The 24,088-nt window shown below is 43.4% G+C and carries 26 protein-coding genes; all 26 read right to left on the bottom strand.

Annotation, left to right across the window (positions count from 1 at the left end; all coding sequences use genetic code 11):
* Positions 1 to 5: 5 nt before the first annotated feature.
* The 26 genes from fliL to F6X55_RS07025 all read right to left on the bottom strand — a co-directional run bounded on the left by fliL (position 6) and on the right by F6X55_RS07025 (position 24,085).
* Positions 6 to 428: a flagellar basal body-associated protein FliL gene (fliL, locus tag F6X55_RS07150; protein WP_237648614.1), complete on the bottom strand. Its 423-nt coding sequence runs from the start codon at positions 426 to 428 to the stop codon at positions 6 to 8.
* Positions 418 to 639, bottom strand: a complete 222-nt coding sequence (locus tag F6X55_RS07145) for a flagellar FlbD family protein (protein ID WP_026570357.1) — start codon at positions 637 to 639, stop codon at positions 418 to 420. Before F6X55_RS07145 ends, fliL begins: the two co-directional genes overlap by 11 nt.
* Positions 640 to 681: 42 nt before the next feature.
* Positions 682 to 1,563: a flagellar basal body rod protein FlgG gene (gene flgG, locus F6X55_RS07140; protein ID WP_026771358.1), complete on the bottom strand. Its 882-nt coding sequence runs from the start codon at positions 1,561 to 1,563 to the stop codon at positions 682 to 684.
* 83 nt (positions 1,564 to 1,646) lie between these two features.
* Positions 1,647 to 2,018, bottom strand: a complete 372-nt coding sequence (locus F6X55_RS07135) for a TIGR02530 family flagellar biosynthesis protein (RefSeq protein WP_026570359.1) — start codon at positions 2,016 to 2,018, stop codon at positions 1,647 to 1,649.
* A gap of 12 nt (positions 2,019 to 2,030) precedes the next feature.
* Positions 2,031 to 2,480, bottom strand: coding sequence for a flagellar hook assembly protein FlgD (gene flgD / locus F6X55_RS07130; protein ID WP_371068398.1), 450 nt, complete (start codon positions 2,478 to 2,480; stop codon positions 2,031 to 2,033).
* Positions 2,481 to 3,884 (bottom strand): flagellar hook-length control protein FliK, encoded by a 1,404-nt coding sequence (locus tag F6X55_RS07125; protein ID WP_153462564.1) that lies wholly within the window; start codon positions 3,882 to 3,884, stop codon positions 2,481 to 2,483.
* A gap of 20 nt (positions 3,885 to 3,904) precedes the next feature.
* On the bottom strand, positions 3,905 to 4,498 hold the full coding sequence (locus F6X55_RS07120; protein ID WP_153462562.1) for a MotE family protein: 594 nt from the start codon (positions 4,496 to 4,498) through the stop codon (positions 3,905 to 3,907).
* Between the two features lie 3 nt (positions 4,499 to 4,501).
* Positions 4,502 to 4,951 carry a flagellar export protein FliJ gene (gene fliJ, locus F6X55_RS07115; RefSeq protein ID WP_026570363.1) on the bottom strand — a complete coding sequence of 150 codons (450 nt, stop codon included), beginning with the start codon at positions 4,949 to 4,951 and terminating at the stop codon, positions 4,502 to 4,504.
* Positions 4,951 to 6,270 carry a flagellar protein export ATPase FliI gene (gene fliI / locus F6X55_RS07110; protein WP_153462560.1) on the bottom strand — a complete coding sequence of 440 codons (1,320 nt, stop codon included), beginning with the start codon at positions 6,268 to 6,270 and terminating at the stop codon, positions 4,951 to 4,953. The genes fliJ and fliI overlap by 1 nt, the downstream gene beginning before the upstream one ends.
* Entirely contained in the window at positions 6,260 to 7,015 is a 756-nt protein-coding gene (gene fliH, locus F6X55_RS07105) for a flagellar assembly protein FliH (RefSeq protein WP_026771361.1), read from the bottom strand. Before fliH ends, fliI begins: the two co-directional genes overlap by 11 nt.
* Positions 7,008 to 8,018: a flagellar motor switch protein FliG gene (fliG, locus tag F6X55_RS07100; protein WP_153462558.1), complete on the bottom strand. Its 1,011-nt coding sequence runs from the start codon at positions 8,016 to 8,018 to the stop codon at positions 7,008 to 7,010. Before fliG ends, fliH begins: the two co-directional genes overlap by 8 nt.
* A 12-nt stretch (positions 8,019 to 8,030) precedes the next feature.
* A complete protein-coding gene (gene fliF / locus F6X55_RS07095) occupies positions 8,031 to 9,638 on the bottom strand; it encodes a flagellar basal-body MS-ring/collar protein FliF (RefSeq protein WP_026771363.1) in 1,608 nt (535 codons plus the stop codon).
* Positions 9,639 to 9,722: 84 nt separating this feature from the next.
* Positions 9,723 to 10,037 (bottom strand): flagellar hook-basal body complex protein FliE, encoded by a 315-nt coding sequence (gene fliE, locus F6X55_RS07090; RefSeq protein ID WP_153462556.1) that lies wholly within the window; start codon positions 10,035 to 10,037, stop codon positions 9,723 to 9,725.
* Between the two features lie 27 nt (positions 10,038 to 10,064).
* The gene (gene flgC / locus F6X55_RS07085) at positions 10,065 to 10,520 is read right to left on the bottom strand and encodes a flagellar basal body rod protein FlgC (RefSeq protein ID WP_026570368.1); all 456 of its coding nucleotides are present in this window, start codon (positions 10,518 to 10,520) and stop codon (positions 10,065 to 10,067) included.
* A 3-nt stretch (positions 10,521 to 10,523) separates the two neighbouring features.
* On the bottom strand, positions 10,524 to 10,922 hold the full coding sequence (gene flgB / locus F6X55_RS07080; protein WP_153462554.1) for a flagellar basal body rod protein FlgB: 399 nt from the start codon (positions 10,920 to 10,922) through the stop codon (positions 10,524 to 10,526).
* A gap of 702 nt (positions 10,923 to 11,624) precedes the next feature.
* The gene (gene codY, locus F6X55_RS07075) at positions 11,625 to 12,404 is read right to left on the bottom strand and encodes a GTP-sensing pleiotropic transcriptional regulator CodY (protein WP_026570370.1); all 780 of its coding nucleotides are present in this window, start codon (positions 12,402 to 12,404) and stop codon (positions 11,625 to 11,627) included.
* Between the two features lie 21 nt (positions 12,405 to 12,425).
* Positions 12,426 to 13,820 carry an HslU--HslV peptidase ATPase subunit gene (gene hslU, locus F6X55_RS07070; RefSeq protein ID WP_026570371.1) on the bottom strand — a complete coding sequence of 465 codons (1,395 nt, stop codon included), beginning with the start codon at positions 13,818 to 13,820 and terminating at the stop codon, positions 12,426 to 12,428.
* A gap of 16 nt (positions 13,821 to 13,836) precedes the next feature.
* Entirely contained in the window at positions 13,837 to 14,385 is a 549-nt protein-coding gene (gene hslV / locus F6X55_RS07065; RefSeq protein WP_026570372.1) for an ATP-dependent protease subunit HslV, read from the bottom strand.
* Between the two features lie 15 nt (positions 14,386 to 14,400).
* Entirely contained in the window at positions 14,401 to 15,321 is a 921-nt protein-coding gene (gene xerC, locus F6X55_RS07060) for a tyrosine recombinase XerC (RefSeq protein WP_153462552.1), read from the bottom strand.
* A 243-nt stretch (positions 15,322 to 15,564) separates the two neighbouring features.
* A complete protein-coding gene (locus F6X55_RS07055; protein WP_051382034.1) occupies positions 15,565 to 15,933 on the bottom strand; it encodes a hypothetical protein in 369 nt (122 codons plus the stop codon).
* A 550-nt stretch (positions 15,934 to 16,483) separates the two neighbouring features.
* Positions 16,484 to 18,559 (bottom strand): type I DNA topoisomerase, encoded by a 2,076-nt coding sequence (topA, locus tag F6X55_RS07050; protein ID WP_026570374.1) that lies wholly within the window; start codon positions 18,557 to 18,559, stop codon positions 16,484 to 16,486.
* Positions 18,560 to 18,785: 226 nt separating this feature from the next.
* Positions 18,786 to 19,655, bottom strand: coding sequence for a DNA-processing protein DprA (dprA, locus tag F6X55_RS07045; protein ID WP_153462550.1), 870 nt, complete (start codon positions 19,653 to 19,655; stop codon positions 18,786 to 18,788).
* A gap of 59 nt (positions 19,656 to 19,714) precedes the next feature.
* Positions 19,715 to 20,617, bottom strand: a complete 903-nt coding sequence (gene sucD, locus F6X55_RS07040; RefSeq protein ID WP_153462548.1) for a succinate--CoA ligase subunit alpha — start codon at positions 20,615 to 20,617, stop codon at positions 19,715 to 19,717.
* A gap of 92 nt (positions 20,618 to 20,709) precedes the next feature.
* On the bottom strand, positions 20,710 to 21,870 hold the full coding sequence (gene sucC, locus F6X55_RS07035; protein WP_026570377.1) for an ADP-forming succinate--CoA ligase subunit beta: 1,161 nt from the start codon (positions 21,868 to 21,870) through the stop codon (positions 20,710 to 20,712).
* A 107-nt stretch (positions 21,871 to 21,977) separates the two neighbouring features.
* Complete coding sequence (locus F6X55_RS07030; protein WP_026570378.1) at positions 21,978 to 22,247, bottom strand: EscU/YscU/HrcU family type III secretion system export apparatus switch protein; 270 nt, start codon at positions 22,245 to 22,247, stop codon at positions 21,978 to 21,980.
* Positions 22,244 to 24,085 carry a hypothetical protein gene (locus F6X55_RS07025; RefSeq protein ID WP_153462546.1) on the bottom strand — a complete coding sequence of 614 codons (1,842 nt, stop codon included), beginning with the start codon at positions 24,083 to 24,085 and terminating at the stop codon, positions 22,244 to 22,246. Before F6X55_RS07025 ends, F6X55_RS07030 begins: the two co-directional genes overlap by 4 nt.
* Positions 24,086 to 24,088: the final 3 nt, after the last annotated feature.

The raw sequence follows: 24,088 nt of genomic DNA, 5'->3' as shown, positions 1-24,088 counted from the left end.
CTACCTTATTGTAAAACTTTTTTGATGGTGTAAACATCGACGATATTTCCCTCTTGCATTACTTCATTTAACTTATCCTTCATCATTGCTTCGAGATCGGATAAACCGGTTTTAAATGCTTCCCGGTCCATTTTCGCCAACTCTTTTATCAGGATATTCTGTGCTTGAAATTGGCGTTTTTCTACTTCTTCTTTGGCCTTTTCACTGTCTGTGACAATTTGGAATTGAATGCGGACAAAGCTGCCGTCTTCCAAATCGGTGCTCATTTCTTCTGTCTGAACAGAGTTTTCAACCATTTCATCCAACGACTGTTCATCCGGTTCTTTTTCCTCTCCGTCTGCATTCAATACAAATACCATGCCGGCCGCTCCGCCGATAACCAGCACCAGCAGGACGATGATCAGCGTTTTAATCATTTTACCGCTCATCAACATCACCGGCTTCTTTGACACAGCCCTGCAAACCAATAGTTTGATAATACTTTTGAATCAACATATTAACTTCATTCTCCGTTTCTCTTACAACTAGTTTTTTTCCTGTTACAAGACTGATGGTCGTATCAGGAAAAGATTGTATCTGCTCAATATAAACTGCATTTAAACTGAATTTATCACCATTTAATCGAGTGAGCTTGATCATTTATTTGAAGGGGGCTGTTCACGCCCCCGTTCCCCCTTTTAATTAACGTTTCAGGTTGACCAGTTCCTGCAGGATTTCATCCGAAGTGGTGATAATCCTGGTATTTGCCTGGAATCCTCTTTGTGCTGTAATCATCTCCGTAAACTCTTCTGCCAAGTCGACATTGGACATTTCCAAGGCACCAGAAACAACGGACGCCCCGCCATCTTGTCCAGGAATGACCAAATCATCGATGCTGTCAAAGTTGCCATCATCCGTGTAGACACCTGCGTTTGCAGTCAGCTGATAAGTATTAGCTCCCAGCTTTTGCAAGCCCCCTGGATTCGAAAATTTAGCAAGTCGGATCGTGCCGGCTGTTGTGGCTCCGTCGTCCGGATCCACATAAGTCACTTCTCCAGTTCCCTGTATGCTGAAGCTTTCAGCATCCTCCGGAATCTGGATTTTCCCTAATCCGCCGCCTTCTACTTCTCCCAGCAGATATTTACCATCCGGGTTGACGATATAACCATCGTCATCTAAATAGAAATTTCCTGCTCTGGTAAAGGTCATTTCGTTTCCGCCAAAGGTGAAGTTTCCATCCGCATTGGCATCTTCTCCTAAAACGAACATGCCGTCTCCTTCCAAAGCAAGGTCTAATGCACGGTTGGTTGTCTGACGGTTCCCTACGGTATGTATGTTGTCAATCGAACCTACCTGAGAACCCAAGCCTACCTGAGAAGGATTCACACCTCCACGGATAGCATTCCCTCCTTGCATCACGGGGCCTTCTGCTCCTGATAGAGACTGGCTCATCATATCTTGAAAAGTAACCCGGCCTTTTTTATAACCGGAAGTGTTTACGTTGGCGATATTGTTTCCGATAACATCTAATTTGGTTTGAAAACCGTTCATTCCTGAAATTCCTGCATACATTGAACGTAACATTTAGCACAACATCCTTTTTCAGTATTTTTTATTCCATTTGCCTCATTCACTCAGCAAATTTCGGCCTCCCTTTCGGGTCCAGCCTAATCATCCATAACAATGGTTCCATTAATATTGGTGAATATTCTGCTGCCGGCTTCCGAGCGATCCATGGCTGTCACGACGGTATTGTTTTTCGTGCTTACCAACAAGGCTGCGTGATCAGTCAATACCAAGGAATCTGTTATTCCCTTTTGTTTCGCTTCTCCTACTTTTGCCGTGATTTTTTGCCATAGCTCACTGTCGATTGCAATATTTCGTTCGTTCATACGTTGCTTTGCATGTTTGCTAACCTTTAAACCTTGTACATTTAACAATGCATCTTTAAAATTTGTTTGTTGTTTAGATGTTTTGGTTTTCGTTGAGTTGGGTAATAAGGTTATTGGGTGTTGTAAAGATTGTATTCGGTGCTCCATGTTTATCATCCTTTAGTCAGATGATGGGCTGCTCACCTTTAATACCGAATCCGCATATATCTTTTCACCGTTGCTCAATTCCAATATGGCTTTTCCGTCTGACTGGCTGACTGCGGTCACCTCGCTTGTCGGTGTTTCGATTACTTGGCCTGTCTCTTCATCATACCGGTTATAAGAAACTTCTTTGCCGATTAAATGGCTATATTGAAGAACCGGAGAAATGGTTTGTGAATCAACTAATCGATCCATGGAACTAGACATGTTCGTCATTTGTTCCAGGGAGGAAAAACTGGCCATTTGAGATACGAATTCCTTGTCTTCCATTGGATTCAGCGGGTCCTGGTTTTGCAGCTGGGCCATCAAAATTTTTAAAAATTCGTCTTTTCCTAAATTTGAACTAGTCGTGCCACGCGGCTGCTGGCTCAAATAAAAGGAATTATCTATTTTCGTCACTTTTGTCACCTACACTTTCTCATTCATCAGAAAATCAGAGAAGCTTTTACCTTCCGAGTCTTCTTCTGAAGACTCCCTGGATTCATCCTGCGGGTAGCCGTTTTCTTGTTCTGACTGATCCATGTTGCTGTTGCTCTGCTGCCCATTGTTCCGATTATCTTGTTGCAACAATTGAGCATCCTGTTTCTCGACAACTACTTGCTGCGGGGAGAACATATGCTTGAGCTGATGAAGATTTCCTTCAAGCATGTCCTTGGCTGCTTGGCTCGTCACTGTTATTTTGACGGTCATTTCCCCATTGAGCTGGGTCATCTTCACCATTACATCCCCCAACTGAGCAGGACGCAACTTGATGGAAAGCTCTTTGGTGCCATTGCTTTTCAAGAAATTGCTTTCTTGTATTGCTTTTTGCAATGTTTCTGTCATTTGTTTTTGATTAGCTTCCTGACTCCCTGTTTGGTTTAGGTGGACTACATACTGTTCGAGTTTAGAAACCGGCATGCTGTTGGCATGTTGCTGTGAAAAAGTTGCCTGATTTGTCGACCCATCTTCCGACTGTCTAGCCAAGGCCTGTTTAACCCATTTGCCAATATCTGCTGCAGTTACAGAAGAATTGCCTGGATAACGGTTTTGCGCAGAAAGGTTTTCCCGGCTGCGAAAAGTTGTTACAAGCTGTTGCCAAACGTTTTGCAATTTCGCTTCCCCTTTAAGATTGCTATCCTGGTTAAAAGTAAGTGGCATGGTTGTTTTTCCAGCCGTTTTTTCCTGATTCACCCACTGCTGAAGTAATTGCTTTAGGGCCGTTTCCTGCTCTTTAGTAGGGTTGCCCGCTTCTATTTTGCCGAGAATCACCTTTGCTTGCTCCCAAATCAACTGAAAACCTTGCCTGCTATCTTGATCCACTTTCGTTGCTACTGGGTTAACCAAAACAGCCTGTTGATTTTGAAGCATGGCGACCGCTTGTTCAGAAGTCGTTGGTGAAGCTACGATGGTTTTACTTGATGCCGGTGTTCCTTCAGCCGGATTCGCCTTCTCGATTGCACTCTTGACGCTTTGCGCAAGAACGGCGATCAACTCGGTATTTCCGAGTTCCGGGTAGTCTTCACTAAGCTGTTGCATCGTGGTTTCGTTATGGAGCATTTCAGAAATCACTTCTTGTACTTGTGGAGACAAAGCATCCAATTCTTTTATGTCTTCCTCCGTTAGCTCGATACCCAGGGAGCTCAATGCAGAAAGAATTCCGGCGAGCATACTGTCCTGACTTTCACTTTCATCTTTCTGACCTTCCGAATTTTGCAGCATCAAGTCTTTGAAAGCGGTACTCAGCCCTAACATGCTGGTATTATCTTCCGAAGTAGATGGTTGGGTCAGTGGTACGTTCGACTGGACGGTTAACATTCCGATACTATTCACTGTTTCACCTCCTTTCAGTGTTATTGCGCTTCCCCAGCTGCGTATGCATTTGTCAGTCTGGCAGCTTCATCTGCATCCATTTCGCCAAGGATTTCACCCAAGGTCTTTTTGGACATTTGTTCCATGACCGCCAACGCTGTATCATCCTCTAAATTAGCCAGTATTCCCGCGGCTCTTTCTGCCTCCATGTTTTGAAAAGAGGTCGAAATATCATTTATGGGGTCGGAAGCAGTTTCCTCGGTTCCTTCTTCCTTTGTTTCCAGCTGTTGGTTGAGCGTGTTGATTTGTTCGTTCAAATCTTCCACATCCGCTTCTCTTGCTTCCAATTCCGATTCCAATTGCTCGATTTGTTCATCCTTGCTTTCGATAGCAGCAGTCAATCGTTTTTGCTCTACATCTCCGCTTTCTCCGCTTTCTTTTTCCTCTTCAGAAACCAACGAAGAAACACCTGGCACTTGATTTGCATACTTTTTGGCAAATCCAGCGACATCAATCCCGGCAGCAATCATAATGATCGTTGCGATTGTCGCTGCCAAGATCAAAGGAATTAATATAAATAACAACCATTGAAGGATTCCTGGTTTCTTTTTTTCATACTCGGATGTACTAGCCATAACTCACCAATCCCTGTTCTTGTTAAACTGTACAGTGGATATTTCGTCCATCTGCTTTGATTCTTCAGCTTTGATGATTGCCTGCTGTTTTTCTTTCTTCCGTTCAATCATCCGCTCAAATTTCTTTGTTTCGACATATGCAGCAGTAAGTTTATCCTGCTTTGCTTCCATATCCCTTCGGGCATTGCCGACTGCCGTCTGCATACTGGAGATTTTCGTCTTCAATTTTGCTATATATTCAGAATGGAAAGTCAAATTCCCCACAGATGCGGGAGTTTCACCGATTTCACGCTGATATGCCACTTCCGCATCTTCTTTCTTCTTCAAAAGCAAATACATTTCCGAGGCGACGTCTTCAAAGTGTTCAACTGATAACTTGTAGTCTTTTTGAGCCGTTTGCTTTTCCCTATCTCTTAAATCCAATAATTTTTCAAATGTTTTTGCATCTGCCATTACACCTTACCACCTGCTACTAGATTAGAAGCTTGCAAAAATGCTTCTTTACTGGAGAATTTTTCGTCCGTTCCCTGCTTCAAATATTGAACCAGTTTCGGCTGAAACTGAATCGCCTCATCTATCTCCTTGTTCGTACCACGTTTATAGGCCCCTATCTGAATCAATTCGTGATTCTCTTCATAGGTAGCGAGCAAAGACCTGATCTTAGCGGCAACTTGGTATTGTTCAGGTGATATTACTTGCGGCATAACCCGGCTTACTGACTTTAAAACATTTATTGCCGGAAACCGGCCTTGTTCGGCAAGTTTGCGATCAAGTATGAAGTGGCCGTCCAGTATCCCCCGGACCGTATCGGCAATAGGCTCATTCATGTCATCGCCATCCACCAGCACCGTGTAAAAAGCAGTGATGGTACCTAGCTCACTAGTGCCTGCCCTTTCCAGCAATTTTGGCAATATTGCAAACACGGAAGGCGTATATCCTTTTGTCGTCGGCGGCTCTCCTGTCGCAAGCCCAACTTCACGCTGAGCCAACGCCACCCTGGTCACGGAATCCATCATCAGGTTGACATTGTATCCTTGATCACGAAAATACTCACTGATGGCCGTTGCTGTATATGCTCCCTTTATCCTCATCAATGCCGGCTGGTCAGAAGTCGCCACCACGACGATTGACTTACGCAGACCCTCTTCGCCAAGATCATTTTCGATAAACTCCCGGACTTCTCTTCCACGCTCGCCGATCAACGCAATCACATTGATATCTGCTCCGCTGTTTCTCGCAATCATTCCCAAGAGCGTACTTTTTCCAACACCGCTTCCAGCAAATATTCCTACCCTTTGTCCCTTTCCTACTGAAAGCATGGTATCGATCGCTTTCACCCCTACTTGGATAGGTTCGTCAATCGGCGGACGCAACATAGGATTGGGCGGTGACTGTTCAGAAGGATAAGAAGCCAACCCTCTCGGCATTTGTGATTTATCCAGAGGATTTCCCAAAGAATCGACCACCTTGCCGATCAATCCTCTTCCTACTTTTATGGATAAAGGCTGACCAGTTGCTTCGACCATGCAACCAGGTCCTATGTTTTTCAGCTGTGAATAAGGCATGAGTAAAACTTTCTCGTTATGGAAACCGACAACTTCTGCCAGAATTGTTTCATCCTGGTGTGTGCTGGCATGAATGTAGCAAACATCGCCAATGCTTGCTTCTGGTCCTTGGGATTCAATCATCAGACCAATCACACGGTGGATTTTTCCATAGCGCTTATAACTATCGAACCGTTCGATCACATCAAGGTATTTGTCAATCTTCATCTGAGTTCTCCCTTAACGCTTCAAATAATTTTTCCCTCAGTTCAATCAACCGCGTATCAACACTTGCATCAATTCTTCCAAATGTCGTTTCGATGATACAGCTTCCTCTTGTCAGCTCTATGTCAGGATAAAACTGGAGTTGCGCTTCTCCGACCACTATATTTCGCAATTCGTCCTGCTGACTGATCACAAGTTGGTAGTCTTCGGGATGAATATACATCGCAATATTTTCCTGTTGCTTGGCTTCCTTCAGCACCTGTTTGACAATTCCCAAAAATGCATCCGTGGTTTCCAATTCTTGATGGACAATTTTAGAAGCGGCCTTCATGCTCAAGGTCAAGACTGCATCTTCACTTTGATTGAGGATCGTCTGGTAATCTTGCTGAGCGAGATCGACCAGCTCGCGTGCTTTGTCAACAAATTCCTCATATTCTTTTCGAGCATCCGAACGCCCAGATTCAAACCCAGCTTCATACGCTGCCTGTTTCACTTCTTCATATAACTGCTTTTTTTCGGATTCCCACTTGCTTCTTTCATTCGCAATCTGTCGCTCTGTTTCTTTTGTTAAGAATTCTGCTTCTTCCCTTGCTTTTTTCAAGGCTTCTTGGGCCTGCTTCAATTCTGATTCCGTTTGTTCAAGCCCTGTCTTTGAATTTTGAAGCTCGACTTTTTCTTGTGCAACAACGGGTTTAATCCCGATTATCTTCCTCCTGCTGTCGGGATGTATCGGATGGTTGTTAGACAATCACATCATCCCCTCCGCCACGGGCTATCACAATTTCACCTAGTTCTTCCAATCGGCGGATGACCGAAACAATACGAGATTGAGATTCTTCCACATCCCGCAATCTAACTGGTCCCATAAATTCCATTTCTTCTCTGAAGGTATCTGCCATTCGGGTCGACATGTTGTTGAATACAATGTTTTTGACTTCTTCACTTGCCACTTTCAAGGACAAGCGCAAGTCATCATTCTCTACTTCTCTGATCACCCGCTGAATCGCACGGTTGTCCAATGTAACAATATCTTCGAAGACGAACATCCGCTTTTTGATTTCCTCTGCGAGTTCAGGGTCTTGAATTTCCAAAGCATCCAGAATGGTCCGCTCGGTGCTCCGGTCTACACCGTTCAGCACTTCTACCACTGCCTGGATTCCACCTGTCTGTGTATAATCCTGCGTCACAGTCGCCGACAGTTTCCGCTCTAAAATTTGTTCCACTTCCGTAATGATCTCGGGCGAAGTAGAATCCATGACCGCAATCCGCTTTGCTATGTCAGCCTGCATTTCCTGCGGAAGCTCAGACAGGATCTGGCTCGCCTGCTCTGGATCCAAATAAGACAATACCAGCGCGATTGTCTGGGGATGTTCATTTTGGATGAAATTCAACACCTGTGACGGTTCAGCTTTACGGGCAAAGTCAAACGGCTTCACCTGCAGGGAAGACGTGAGCCGATTGATGATACTATCTGCTTCCGACTGGCCCAACGCCTTTTCCAAAACCGTTTTAGCGTAACCGATTCCCCCTTGGGAAATATAGTCTTGCGCCAATGCTATTTGATGAAACTGATCAAGAATTTGCTCTTTCTGTTCCGATTCAACCTTTTTCACTGAAGAAATTTCCAACGTCAATTTTTCGATTTCCTCTTCGGTCAAGTGTTTATATACTTGCGCAGAAACATCGGGTCCGAGTGAAATCAATAATATCGCGGCCTTCTGTTTCCCTGTCAATTCTTTGTATCTTGCCATAAAGGTTGCCCCCTAATCTTCCGCAATCCAACTGCGAAGCAGTTTCGCAAATTCTTCCGGTTTGTCTTTCGCAAGTTTCTCCAGTTGTTTGGTACGGACCCCTGCTTCCGTTTCCGGGCTTTCTTCAATATCCGGAATGGCGACGGGTTGAGGAACATAGGATTCTTCTGTATATTCGTACTCTTCCTCTTCTTCCGTATTTCTTCTTCTCCAAAGCATCCAAATCAATGCGAGAATGATAACAACCAAAACTCCGCCGACGATGTACATCCAAGCAGGTATGGCTGCTTGCGGCTGGGCGGACGAACCCTGACTTCCATTGAATTCCTGCATTACAATCGATACTTTTTCTTCCGGATTCACCTCGCCATATTCTTCGTCAATCGAAGTAGTGATGATTGAATCAAGGATAGATGAAATCCCATCTTCCACCGTCGCTTCTTCAGCAGCCGATAGATATTCTACTTCTCCTGATTCTTCGTCGACCGATTTCGTGTTATCCACTGCCACTTGTATTCCAAGGTCTCTAACTTTATAAGGACTTTCGACTATTTCTTTCTTTATTCGATTGAACTCATTGTTAATCGATTCCTTGACCATTTCGTAATCGCCGTCCTGCCCTTCCTCACCGGCTGGATAATTGACGACTTCCTCTTCACCGGTTCCTGCGACACCGCCTTCCGGTGTGCCTCCTGTGTAAGTTTCTTTGATGGTCTCCACGCTTACCGGCAAGCCTTCCATATTCTCTTCATCAACAGGTGTCACCAATTCTTCTACCCTGTTTTCCTGAGTGAAATCAATGTCAGCAGTAACGGAAGCAATTACCTTGTTGTTTCCGACTATCATGCCGATCATTTGCTGCACCCGACGTTGAATATCCCGTTCGATATCCTGTTTCACATTTTGTTGATACGTATAGGTGTCCGTATTTCCTGCAGTAGCTGTGTCATTCAAGTCAAAATACTCAAAATTTTGATTCATGATGACGATATTATCTGTAGGAAGGTTCGGAACCGTCTTGGAAACCAAATGATATAAAGACTTGATTTGGCTTGGTTCCAACTGATATCCCGGCTGTGTGTTCAGAACGATCGATGCTGAAGCTTCCAGCGTCTGGTCACTGACAAAAACCGCTTCTTCCGGTTTGTTGATCATCACATTGGCATCCTGAATACCATCGATACCTTTTATGAGATTGGCGATTTCCGTCTGCATCGCATCCAACTGAATCACATCAAACTCATTATCCGTCATCCCCCATGAAGTGTTGTCACTGAAGAACGAATAATCAACATTTCCGCTGTTCGGCAATCCTTGGGCAGCAAGATCGACCAATAGTGTATCAGCGTCCTGTTCAGGAACCAAAATCGTTTTACCTGCATCCTGAAGTTCGTACTGGATCCCTTTTGCGTCCAGTTCTGTTTTTATTTGTCCCACTTCCTCCAAAGACAAATTGTTATAAAGAGGAACCATGTTGCTTTTGCTTGCAAGCAATGTCCCCCCGATAATCAAAAAAAGAACCAACAGGAAAGAACCGATCATGACTCCTTTTTGTCTGGAAGATTTGGAACTCCAGAATTTCGTCAATTTTTCTTTATAGATGTCAATTTTCTGTTTCATTCTCTTCCCCCAAAAAAAACGCACTTTTCCTTACCTGGAGCCGCCAATAAGGAAAAGGACGGTATACTCTATTTGCCTATTTATTTACACCTGCATCCTCATCACTTCATTGTAAGCATCAATTGCTTTTCGCTGCATCTCGACAGCAGTATTCAGTGTGATGCTTGCCTTTTGCGCTGTAATCATGACATCATGTAGGTCATCGATTTCTCCATTGGCTAGTGCCTGTGTTTTCTTATCCGATTCAACCTGATAATTGTTCAATGTATCGATAGCATTTTTCAAGCTGCTTGCAAATTGCCCTTGCGCTTCTCCCGGAGTGGACAGCTTTCCATTCTCCTGTTGTAAAGAAACGGCAGACGGCGATTGTAAATTCCCTACGTTATTGATTGTAACCAAAAGGTATCCCCCATTTCCGGTTTATCATTATTTTCCTATTTCCAATGCTTTAAGGAGCATGCTCTTTGTCGCATTTACAGAAGTGACGTTTGCTTCATAAGATCTTGTGGCACTCATCAAATCGACCATTTCTTCAAGCGGATCAACGTTCGGTAGTTGTACATAACCATTTTGGTCCGCATCTGGATGATTAGGGTTATAAACAAGTTTGAACGGCTCTTCATCTTCCGATATTTCACTTACCCGCACGCCTTGGCCAGGATTGGATGAATTCCCAGAAGCTTTTTGAAGAAAAGATTGAAAGCTGGGTGATTTTGCTTCCAGTGAAACCAGTTTCCTTCGATAAGGTTCATATTCCCCATTTTCGTTCACTGTCGCCCGTGTAGTATCAGCATTGGCAATATTGGAGGAAACAGTGTCCATTCTCAGTCTCTGAGCTGTGAGCGCACTTGCACTAGTATTGAGTGCATTGAAAATGCTCATTTATTATCTTCCTCCTTTTATGACTGTTTGCAGGCTTGAAAATTTTCCATTCAATCGATCTACCAATCCTTGATAATAGATTTGGTTTTTAGCCAGCTCTGTCATTTCCTTGTCAATGTCAACATTGTTTCCGTTATGGTTGTATGTAGTGTTGGTATTGGAAACGATACGGAAGGATTGCTGTGCAGTATCAGAACCGAAGTCGATATGTCTCGTATCAGTGCGTTTAGTTTGGAAGCCGCTGCTCATTTCATTGTTCAAAACATCTTTGAATGCGACTTGTTGCGCTTTATAACCCGGTGTGTCTGCGTTAGCAATATTGTTTGAAATGGTTTGGTTCTTTAAAGAGGCATAATCCAATGATTTCTCTAAATTGCTAATGGTATTCCCAAAGAAAGACACTTTCTCTTCCCCCTATATTCAATTTGACTTTACTCGTACTGTTTTTATTTTTCTCAGAAACCGTCATAATTTGGCTTTCAATATCGAATATTGTAATTTAATTCTAATTCTGTGTCTATGCAATTTACTGATAATCTGACTTTAGGTCTGTAAAAAATCGCCTACTTCTAATACTTTAGTCTCATTTCCCATCCTATAATACCCAAACCCCCTCCTATACGTATGTGTCGAACCATGTCTTTTTTCCTTTGCTTTTATTATTGCACATTCTTGCACAAATGAAAATATGGTTGGCAAAAAAGAAAAAGAATTCCAAAATCGGACACATTCTCCCTGTACCTGCCCTCCTATGGACCTGGGTAATTAGACACAGGAATTCATTAGAGCACATATTTGCACCCGGCAAAAAACTTCCCATTTAAGATCGGGATTGATGATACAGTTCATTTCGGTTTATTCATTTTCAAATGGTTTTTTGAAGTGATCGCTGTCTTCGTGCTATGAATACTAGGGGGATACAGCCAAGGTTATCGGATATCGGGGGGGCTATCATCGTTTTAACACTGTTTTCAATCAGGTTTATAGTCTTTACCAGGAGCATGAAATGCTATACTTACTGAAACGGCCGCGCCCGTGAACAAAAAAGTCATCACAAAAAAACTTCTTGTCGAAATGACAAGAAGTTTTTTCAAATGAACCCAATCAATTGGATCTAATTTTTTCTAACTCTACAAGGAATTTATTGTTCAAAACTTTAATATAGGTACCTTTCATACCAAGGGAACGAGATTCGATCACTCCAGCACTTTCCAGTTTCCTTAATGCATTGACGATGACAGAACGGGTGATGCCCACTCTGTCGGCTATTTTACTAGCCACCAGCAAGCCTTCATTTCCATCAAGCTCCTCAAAAATATGCTCGATCGCTTCAAGTTCGCTGTAAGACAGCGAACTAATCGCCATTTGAACAACCGCTTTGCTTCTGGCTTCCATTTCGATTTCTTCTGTTTTTTCATGGAGGATTTCCATCCCGACGACAGTTGCTCCATACTCAGCCAACAAAAGGTCATCCTCACTAAAACTTTGGGTCAGCCTGCTTAGAATCAATGTACCTAACCGCTCGCCGCCTCCGATAATCGGTACAATTGTCGTAAGACCCTTCTGGAACAATTCTTTGTTTTCTACCGGAAAAGCAGTATAAGGGCTGTCTATATCAATATTTGAAGTGGTTTCCTGAATATTGAACAGGCTGTCGGTATATTCTTTCGGAAATTGTCTTTCTTCCAACATTGATTTCATTCTTTCATTCTCAATTTGCTGATTGATAGCGAACCCTAATAGTTTCCCTCTGCGGCTGACGACAAAAATGTTTGCCGTAATGATATCTCTTAGCGTGGCAGACATCTCATTGAAATTGACTGACTTTCCTGTAGTTTTTTGTAACATTGAATTGATTTTTCTGGCACGATTTAATAAATCCATTGTTATCCTCCAATCTAGTATTTACAATATATACTGGCTTAAATCCTTATTTTTGGCGATAGTGCTCAGTTTTTCATCAACATATTGCGGAGTTATTTCAATCTTCTCCATATTGATATCCGGAGCTTCAAAAGACAAGTCTTCCAGCAATTTCTCCAAAATAGTGTGAAGCCTTCGTGCACCAATGTTGTCTGTTTCCTGGTTAACATTGAATGCTACTTCGGCGATTCTAGTCACAGCATCGTCCGTAAATTCGACTTTTATACCTTCGGTTGCCAGTAGGGCTTGATACTGTTTCAGTAATGCGTTGGATGGTTCCGTCAAAATGTTGCGGAAATCCTCAATCGACAATTTATCAAACTCTACCCTTATCGGGAATCGTCCCTGCAATTCTGGTATCAAGTCTGACGGCTTTGCCATATGAAAAGCCCCGGCAGCGATGAACAAAATATGATCAGTCTGGACAGGTCCATGCTTTGTGACCACCGTCGAGCCTTCCACAATCGGCAGGATATCACGCTGTACTCCTTCACGGGACACATTTGCCGACTGGTCACTCTTGCCAGCTACTTTATCAATTTCATCGATAAAAATCATACCTGACTGCTCCACTTTTCCGACTGCATCTTGCGCTACTTCGTCCATATCGATTAGTTTTTGGGCCTCCTGCTGGGTCAATACCTTTCTTGCTTCCGAAACGGACAGTCGCCGTTTCTTTTTCTTTTTCGGCATGAACTGTCCAAGTGCATCCTGCATATTCATCCCCATTTGTTCCATGCCCGATCCTTGTAACATATCGAACATGGATGGCGTCTGTTCATCCACTTCGATTGTGACCATCCTGTCTTCCAATTCACCGAGGTCGAGCTGGTGCCGGATGCGTTTTCGTCTGCTTTCGATTTCCTGATGGTCGCTCTCCTGGTCTGCCTCTTGATTTTCTGTGCCTTGCTGCGGGAAAAACATTTCTAGCGGGTTTTTAAAATTGTTCTGCTTTTTCTCTTCTGGAACCAGTATTTTGACAAGTCGTTTATTCGCCTGTTTCTCTGCTTTATCCATCACCGTTTCCATTTTCTCTTGCTTCACCATGCGAACTGCCATTTCAACCAAGTCACGTACCATCGATTCAACATCGCGACCTACATATCCGACCTCGGTGAATTTCGTGGCCTCCACTTTTACAAATGGTGCTCCAACAAGCTTTGCCAGCCTTCTGGCAACTTCTGTTTTCCCTACACCGGTCGGTCCAATCATCAAAATGTTTTTCGGTACGATTTCATCACGCAATTTGTCATCAAGCTGCATCCTTCTATAGCGATTACGCAGTGCTATTGCTACAGATTTTTTTGCGTTGGTTTGACCAATTATGTACTGATCGAGTTGTTCGACAATTTGCTTTGGAGTCTTATTCAGCGCCATTAAAGTAAGCCCTCCTTTAATCCAGTACTTCTAGGGTTATTTGATCATTCGTATACACACATATTTCTCCGGCCACTTCCATGGCAGCATGGGCAATAGCTTTGGCAGACAGGTCTTTGGCATGACGAGTCAATGCACGGCCTGCACTTAAAGCATAGTTTCCACCTGAGCCGATTGCCAGCAATCCATCGTCCGGTTCAATCACTTCCCCCGTTCCGGATACCAGAAGCATTTCTTCTTTATCCATGACAATCAACATAGCCTCGAGTTTACGCAGTACCTTGTCGCTTCGCCACTCTTTGGCTAACTCTACCGCTGCTCTGGACAGATTTCCATTATACGCTTCCAACTTCCCTTCAAACTTTTCAAACAAAGTGAAAGCATCCGCTACCGATCCGGCAAAACCCGCCAATACTTTCCCTCTGTACAACCTGCGGACTTTTTTGGCTTTATGCTTCATGACGACCGCATTCCCTAAAGTAACCTGACCATCTCCGCTCATTGCACATTGTCCATTGTGGCGGACAGCGAATATAGTCGTGGCGTGGAATTGTTGTGACTCCATCCAGCCTTACCTCCTCTACGAATCATTCTTCTGCTTCGCCCTGGGATGAGTATTCATATAGATATTGCGAAGCCTGTCTTTAGTGACATGAGTATAAATCTGGGTCGAAGATAAATGTTCATGGCCCAGAAGTTCCTGAACCACTCTTAAATCCGCTCCTTCATTCAACATATGTGTAGCAAACGTATGTCTCAATTTGTGAGGATGAAGATGGATGGTCAAAGCAGCTTCTTTCACCATCTTTTCCAGTACCAGTCTTACCCCCCGCGGAGTCAACGGATTTCCCCTGGCGTTTAAAAAAACGGCAGAAGATGGCTTCGCCGTTTTCTGTAACAGTTGATTCCTACCATCGTTTATATAGTTTTGCATGGCGGTTTCTGCAAAACGACCAAATGGCAGGTACCTTTCTTTCTTGCCTTTTCCCGTTACCAGCATAGTACCAATGTCGAAATCAATGTCCTCGAGACTCAACCCTGTACATTCACTTACGCGTATTCCAGTAGCATAAATCAATTCCAGAATTGCCTGGTTTCTTTGGCCAAGTGGGCTGGTCAAGTCACTGACATCAAATAACCGTTCCAACTCTTCTGCATATAAAAAACCTGGTACGGGCTGGTCAGTCCTCGGGAGTACCACCTGTGAGAAAGGATTAGCTGTGACATGATTTTCCCGGTCCAGGAACTTGTAAAAACTGCGCAGACTCGAAATTTTTCTGGAGACGCTTCTCCTGGATAACTTCTTTTCATATAAAGCAGTCAAATAGGTCCTAACTACATGATAATCAATTTGTTCCAATTGACCGATGGATTCCTGTTTCAGAAATTCATAAAAATTATCTATATCACTTTGATAATAATCAATTGTGTATTGGGAAGCGTTCTTTTCAATTTGTAAATATTCTGTAAAGGCTTTCTTTGCTTCAAACCAGTTCAGCATTTCCCCACCTCGCTCAAGGCGTATAAATAGTAACACAAGTATCCCAGTCCATGCAATAAATTTTACTAAATTGTAACAAAATTCTGAATTGTGCCTTCTGTTATCCCATTGTCTTTATCATAACAGTAGGGCGGCTGTGGTTGAAAGGAATTTTCGACAACCTTCGCAACAACAGCCTGAAACTTTCCCTGTCAAGTAAAGCTTCTTACAGAACGGTAATTATAGCTGGTAAATTTACACGTGTCAACTCAAATCCTCTGGTCTGTTTTCGAGAGAAGGCATTGATTGTCTTTTTTCTTCCAAAATACCGATTTCTTCAATCTTTTGTTTTGTTTCGGGAGTCCCCAAGTCATAAATACGCTGATAAATATTTAACATCTCGTCATCATATTTTTTTCTTTCCTGGTCTGCCTTCACTTCCTGGAATGGAGCCTCATAATGTAATTCCGCTGAACGGCTTCCTGCTAAATGTTGTTCATGGAACAAATTCTCCAGGGTGAGCTTGTCTTCATAATCAGCTTCGATTTCGTATTCGACACTGTTATCATAAGCAGGGGTCGGTAGAACTTCTCCGGTATCCACCTTCACATAATATTTTTTGTTTTCAGACATATTATCCCTCCTATTCATTATTTTCATACCCTGTTCGCAGAGAAATGTAACTAAGAAGTTTTTTAGGAGGTCCATATAACAGTGTGCTTTTTTGCAGACTATCCGTTAGACGCCGGGAGGAAAAGTGGTGAAAACAGAAAGTGTACCCGCCACCAAGAAGATATATTTGATGCAACAAATGGTGCAGGCATCTGTTTAACATAATCTACAGGCAGAATGCGCACCTCCTGTGACAACCCCTGCCATACCATCATTACGCGGGAGTGACATTCTTTGCCCGGGGATAGGCGGTGCAATTAAACGGGGCAGTTCCTGCCGATAGTTAATTAAACATAGAATTGGAAATGTCAATCCTATTCGTTCGTTTTTTCTTAAGAATTCAATTAAACTTCTTTTTTTCCTGTTACTTGATGCGCGCTTCGTATCGGAGTGGAACACGATTCATCAGAGAAAGATAAGAATGGTTTGCTTTTTTTAACAAAAACCGAACGAGTTAATCGTTCGGTTTCTATGTTGGTCGCTATGCTTTTGTCTCAAGCTTTTTCTTTCATCAATTTTGTGTCTCTTCCTTATAGTCACAATTCGTGCATTGTATCTGTGTACCTTTTTTCGATTTTTTCTCTACCAGCAAGGAATCGCATTTTGGACATGGACGAGCAATCGGCTTATCCCAAGAAATAAAATCACACTCTGGATAACGATCGCATCCGTAGAAGGTACGGCGTTTTTTCGATTTTCTTTCGACAACATTTCCTTCTTTACATTTTGGGCACTTTACCCCGATTTCCTTGAGGATAGGCTTTGTATTCCGGCACTCTGGAAAATTCGAACAAGCTAAGAACTTGCCGTATCTCCCCATTTTGTAGACCATTTCATGACCACAGTTTTCACAATCGATACCAGCCGGTTCATCTTTGATCTCTACCTTTTCCATTTCCTCTTCCGCTTTTTTCAGCCGTTTATCAAACCCTTCATAAAATGCATCAAGAATCTTGATCCACTCCGTTTTCCCATCTTCAATGGAATCCAGGTCACTTTCCATTTTAACAGTGAAATCCACGTCGATTATTTCCGGAAAAAATTCACTCAACAAATCGGTGACAATTTCGCCGAGTTCGGTAGGTACAAATCGCTTATTATCGAGGGTGACATAGCCTCTTCGCTGAATCGTATCCAACGTAGGCGCATATGTCGATGGCCTCCCCAGCCCTTGTTCTTCCATTGTTTTGACTAATCGTGCTTCTGTATACCTAGGCGGAGGCTGAGTAAAGTGTTGATTGGGACGGATTTCTTCGGCTTTTATTGCCATCCCTTCCTCCAAATCCGGGAGTAGCTTATCTTCTTCTTTTTTATTATCATCCCGGCCCTCGATATAAACTTTCATGAACCCTTTGAATTTCACTTTAGAACCTGTGGCTCGAAATTCGACCCCTTGATTGACAAGGTGAACGGTCATGGTATCCATCACCGCCGGAGCCATTTGACTGGCAGCGAAACGATCCCATATCAACTTGTAAAGACGATACTGATCCCTGGATAATATGCTTTTCAGCGACTTAGGATCCCGGTTAATCGAAGTTGGGCGGATTGCCTCGTGTGCGTCTTGAGCTCCTTCCGCATTCTTGTTCTTTTTATTGGAACCCAGATACTCTTTTCCAAAGTTCTCTTCGATGTAGGAAGCTGCCTCTTTCTTCGCGGTTTCCGATATCCGTGTGGAATCGGTTCTCATGTAAGTGATCAAACCTGTGATGCCTTGTTTCTTACCGAGGTCTATCCCTTCATACAACTGTTGAGCGACCATCATCGTTTTTCGGGCACGGAAATTCAATTTTCTTGCTGCTTCCTGTTGAAGCGAAGATGTCGTGAACGGCTGTGCCGGATTCCGTTTACGTTCCCGCTTATTTACTTTGTCGACGTTGAACTCTTTTCCTTTTAAGGTTGCAAGAACTCGATCCACTTCCTCTTTGGTGCCCAGTTCCTGTTTTTTTCCATCGATTCCATAAAAGGCACCTTCAAAGGTATCTTTGTCCTTCAAGAAATCGGCCTCTATCGACCAGTATTCTTCAGGTTGAAAGTTGTTGATCTCTCTTTCACGCTCGATGATCATTTTGACGGCCACCGATTGAACCCGTCCAGCACTCAGTCCTTTTTTTACTTTCTTCCATAAAAGTGGACTAATGTTGTAACCGACCAATCTATCCAGAATTCTTCGGGCCTGCTGTGCGTCTACCAAGTCCATATCGATCGAGCGCGGATGTTTGAAAGATTCCTTGATTGCATCCTTGGTAATCTCATTGAAAACGACACGGCAGTCCGAATTTTCATCAATATCCAAACTATGGGCAAGATGCCAGGCGATGGCTTCCCCTTCCCTGTCCGGGTCGGCAGCAAGGTATACTTTTTTTGCTTTTTTTGCAGCACTCTTCAGTTCTTTCAAAACCGGTCCTTTGCCGCGTATGGTTATATATTTTGGTTCAAATGAATTTTCTACATTGATTCCCGTTTGACTTTTTGGTAAATCCCGCACATGCCCCATTGACGCTTTCACTTGATACTTCTTCCCCAAGTAACGTTCAATTGTTTTGGCTTTTGCAGGAGATTCTACAATTACAAGATAATCTGCCATGTTTGTTCCTCCCAAGAGGTATTCTGTCTCTATGTTCAGTAATGATTTTCATGTTTCATGTGTTATTTTGCTGCATTGTCAAAAACTGCAAATGTTTTCTTTGATAAATCTTCCCTATTATTAAATACTTTTTTATGATTTGTCAAACATACAAGTAGTTTTGTTTAGAAAAATCGAAAGCGATTTCTTTTTATTTTGACACAATTCGACTTGTTTTGCTACTTTTTCACTGCCATTCTTCTAGTATATCATAGGTCTTTCGTACTAATTTGGCGCCGTCTTGAATCATTTTATTGCAACCATCTGTTTCAGATTGTGTCGGTGAACCGGGAATGGCAAAGACTTCCCTTCCCTGGTCCAGTGCCTGATCCACTGTTATCAAACTTCCGCTTCTTTCCTTAGCTTCTACCACCAATGTGCCAAATGTCAAACCACTTATGATCCGGTTTCGTTCCGGAAAATGGTGACGGCGGGGCGGGCTGCCCGGTGGATACTCGGAAATGACAAGCTGTGTTTTAGATAATGTGCGGAACAAGCTTGTATTTGATTTTGGATAAACATGCTGAAACCCTCCACCGAGGACGGCTATCGTCTTCCCTTTGGAGCTTAGTGCCAGGCGATGGGCCATTGCATCTATTCCGATTGCCATTCCACTGACAATCAGCCAATTGTCTTTGATCAAAGGGGTGAGGATACTATTCATTTTAGAGTAGGCTTCATTTGTAGGCTTACGTGTGCCGACCACACTTAAGGAGGGAGTATGGGAAAGTAAATCGATATCACCGCATAAATACAATACTAGGGGACGATCAGGAATGTTTCGTAACATGGCGGGAAAAGCGTTGTCGAGGATAGTGACAGTTTGATATGTTTCCAAGTCTTTTCGTAGTTGCAAGTATACCCGGGAAGAATGGAGATCTTGATAAATAGTGGATGAACGATGGTAAGGAAGGAAAAACAGCTTGTGGAAATCATCCATTGAATATTTATACAATCCTTCCAGTGCAGGATCATGTTCAAGCATCTTTTTGATCAACGATCTGGTGACTCCACTACACCGATGCAAATGGAGTAACTTCAGACGGGTTTCTTTCACAAAGAACCACCTCTTTTTAAAAAGCCGGCCCAAGCGCAAAGCTCGAGCCAGCAATTTTCTTAATGGGTTTTACATTTATCATGCAATCCTTTATCCTTAAGAACGCCAATCAGGGTTTCTCCCATGACTGCAGGCGTTTCGGCAACCTGGATTCCACAATCGTTCATTATTTTGATTTTTTCATCAGCCGTTCCTTTACCACCGGAAATGATTGCTCCGGCATGACCCATTCTTTTTCCCGGAGGTGCTGTAGCGCCACCGATAAAGCCTACTACAGGTTTCGACATGTTAGCCTTTACCCACTCGGCTGCTTCTTCTTCCGCAGTCCCTCCGATTTCTCCGATCATCATGACTGCTTCCGTATCCGGGTCTTCATTGAAAGCTTTGAGTACATCGATAAAATCGGTTCCGTTTACAGGATCCCCGCCTATTCCGACAGCAGTGGATTGTCCGAATCCTTGCTCCGACAACTGATGAACTGCTTCATAGGTCAATGTGCCGGAACGAGAGACAACTCCGATATGCCCTTTCTTATGGATATAACCAGGCATGATACCGATTTTGCATTCCTCCGGTGTGATGACTCCCGGACAGTTCGGCCCTACCAGTCTCGTTTTCTTTCCTTCCATATAACGTTTTACCTTTACCATATCCATTACAGGAATGTGTTCAGTAATGCAAATAGCAAGATCCAACTCGGCGTCAACCGCTTCCATAATAGCGTCAGCAGCAAACGGCGCAGGTACATAAATGACAGAAGCATTGGCACCTGTTTGTTCAACGGCTTCCTGTACCGTGTCGAACACCGGTACTCCCTCGACTTCCGTGCCGCCTTTTTTAGGAGTCACCCCGCCGACGATTTTAGTTCCGTAATCCAGCATTTGCTTTGTATGGAAAAGTGCTGTAGAGCCTGTAATACCTTGCACGATTACTTTGGTATCTTTGTTAACAAATACGCTCATCTTCGTCCGTCCTTTCTGATATTTACTAGCCGGTTCCAAGCCTTAACTAGGACAATAAATAGTTGATGGTTCCGGAATTGTCTTCTTGCACATTACTTAACTGACGAAACGATTTTTTCTGCGCCGTCAGCCATCGATTCTGCTGCAGTGATGTTCAGTCCGGAATCAGCGAGAATTTTCTTGCCCAGATCCACGTTGGTTCCTTCCAAGCGGACAACAAGCGGAATCTCCAGTCCTACTTGTTTAGTTGCTTCGACAACACCTTCTGCGATGACATCACATTTCATAATTCCACCGAAGATGTTGACCAGAATACCTTTGACATTCGAATCAGACAGAATGATTTTAAAAGCTTCTGTAACTTTTTCAGCAGTTGCGCCGCCCCCTACATCAAGGAAGTTCGCCGGATCGCCGCCATAATGCTTGATAATATCCATCGTAGCCATGGCCAAGCCAGCTCCATTGACCATACATCCTATGTTTCCATCAAGTGCAATATAGCTAAGGTCGTGTTTGGAAGCTTCGATCTCTTTTTCATCTTCTTCATCCAAATCGCGGTATTCAGCAACGTCTTTCTGGCGAAATACAGCGTTATCATCAAAGTTCAGTTTAGCATCCAAAGCGAGAACATCTCCATCGCCCGTTGTTACAAGTGGATTGATTTCTGCAATCGAACAATCTTTTTCTTCAAAAACGGTATAAAGTCCAAGCATAAATTTAACCGCTTTTGATAAATATTCTTTTGGAATGTTGATGTTGAACGCCAGTCGTCTTGCCTGGAAAGGAGTCAAACCGACTACGGGATCGATGACTTCTTTAAAGATTTTTTCTGGTGTCTCAGCTGCCACTTCCTCGATTTCGGTACCGCCTTCTTCAGAAGCCATCATAGTTACGCGCGAAGTTGCACGATCCAGAACCAACCCGACATAATATTCTTTCTTAATATCGCAGCCTTCTTCGATTAGTAAACGCTTAACTTCTTTGCCTTCAGGGCCTGTCTGGTGTGTAACCAAAGTCTTACCGAGAATCTCCTCGGCATATGTACGGACTTCGTCCAGGTTCTTTGCAACCTTGACCCCGCCAGCTTTCCCTCGGCCGCCTGCATGGATCTGAGCTTTTACAACGGATACGTTGCTGCCAAGTGCCTTTGCGGCTTCAACTGCTTCATCTACCGTATAAGCAACACGGCCATTGGGCACTGCCACGCCGTATTTTCGCAATAGTTCTTTGCCTTGATACTCGTGAATGTTCATCTTCCATCCTCCCATCAAAATTTCACTGCAAATCCATTGTATAAAAAAACGTCATAAATTGTCTACACATTACCATCACTTATCGATAGATTGCTTAGATACCAGTTTCATAGTTTCCGGTCCGCCCGGTATACAAAAGCAAACACTTCCGCTACCGCCTGGTACAGTTCTTCTGGTATCGTTTCATTGATATTCAGCTCTGCCAGCAACTCTACCAAAGTCGAATCCTCCTGAATAGGAACATCCGCCGCTTCAGCTTTTGCGATGATATTGTCGGCAACATACCCTTTTCCCGCAGCTGTCACTTTGGGTGCAGCAGCTTTGTCGCCCTCATACCTTAATGCTGCTGCTTTTCTTTTTGGTGACTGAGAATTCATATGCGGAAATCCACTCCTTGTTTTCGATTCCATTCAGTTTGTGCAGCTTGAACCAGGCTGCCGGTATCTGATTCCTCAAAAGGCTTCCACTGGACAGAGGTTAAGTGGTAATCCAGTTTCTCCAATCCTTCATGCAGTTTATTTTTCAGTAGAGGAAAAAGCTTTTCCAACTGCTGATTCTCGTTAAACACAGTGATGCGGACCATTCGTTTTTGAATTTGCATATCGATAACCGTTTCCTTCATTTTCTCCAGGTCCAGATAAAAAACAATGTGACAAAAATCAGGGTTTATTTTTCCTGTTTCATCTTTGTTCCCTTCAAAGTCGATTTGGATGTCATTTTGCACCCCGATATGGTCCCCGGGAAGCATTAAATGGACTTGGACTGTATTAACCGTCTCCTGGTGATGGGTCAACTGCAGACCATTCAAGTAATGAAGCAATCCTTCAAACTTCTCGGGGGTCTTATTTCCCCCATCGTAGATTGCTTGAAGGAGAATCGATTTCAACGTTTGCTCTTTCATCGGCATTTCAGCAAGCTGATTGTTCAATAGATTATTCTCATGGTTCACCCCTGAAAAAAGAAAGACCTGTTCCAGCTTTCTCAGAAAGTATTGCTTTGGATCTGAAAGCAGCAGAGTCTGTCCCTCTGTAGAGTCGGACAGTAGTTGTAGCAGCAAGTTCGCTGAAGTCTTGGGAAGCTGCCGATCGATCACCTGTCTGACAAGCTCTATATTTTCACGGGCGGGCAAGTCATTGACGATGAGTTGACGGATAGCTTCCGTAAACTTTTGCGGCAAATGTGTCGAAATGCTAGACAAAAAGTCACTTTTAGAAAGCTGATTCTGCAAGGATGCCATTTTTTGCTTTTCAACTGATGTGAGCTCTGCCTTGACTTGACTTTCTGCCAGGTCTGTCAGTGATACCAATAGCTCTTGAAAACTTTTGGAATGGGATAATTGCATTTGTTGCAATTGATGAAGCCCCTTGGCCACTTCACGAGGTTCCATGTATAAGGCAGGCGTAGCATTCATCTGACCAGTTGACGACTGTGACGTTTTCCAGGAGTTCAGCACTTCTGAATTGGTGGTGGATTCATTTACAACACCAGACTTCCTCAAAACCTGCAGCAAAGTTGTTTCCCCTCTTTTTCTTTCTTCCTGTATTTCCGTTTGCAATAGTTCCATCAGTGGATCGCTTTTTTGGTAGGTGAAACCATTCAACCGATTTGTCAGCGCTTCTCGTAATGTCTGGGAGACCTTATCCCCACTCAGCAGAAATTGGTTGTCTGCCAGCAAAACGCCAAACTGCTGCTCCTTTTTCGCCTGTACTGCTTGGAGAACAGATTCAGTAAGGGGGAGTTTACGGGAAATCATTTCGACAATGAGAGAACGGGCTGCAGATTTGTTCCCCTGACCTTCCATTAGTTGAAATGCCTGAAGAATGGTCTCTTTTTGAAAAGGCAACTTCTTACTTAAGAGTTGACTTAACAGCGCTGTCCTTTCTTTTGTGTTTTTTATCCCCAATTCTTCCAATAAAGCAGCAATACCCTGACTCGATTGATCGGCGGCTGTTCTATTGGAAATGACTTTCAGGCGGATCACCTCTCCGACAGTGGCAACCTGGAACCAGTACTTCCCATTAGCGGTCAACGGGGCTTCAAGCTGTGCTATCATTTGCTTTCCGCCAAATTGAATAGATGCCTTTTGATCCGGATAAAGTTTCACTACTTTCCCTGCCAAAATTTGGCCTGGTTTAACCTTGGAAGCTGCCTGAAAATTATTCTGGCTATGTAAGTTGTTGAATAGTTTAGCAGCGACTTGATTCATCGAAGGCATCTT

The organism is Sediminibacillus terrae (genome assembly GCF_009602435.1).
Lineage (GTDB): Bacteria > Bacillota > Bacilli > Bacillales > Amphibacillaceae > Sediminibacillus > Sediminibacillus terrae.
Note: the sequence above shows the minus strand (reverse complement) of the source record. Positions and strands in the feature narration are given on the sequence as shown.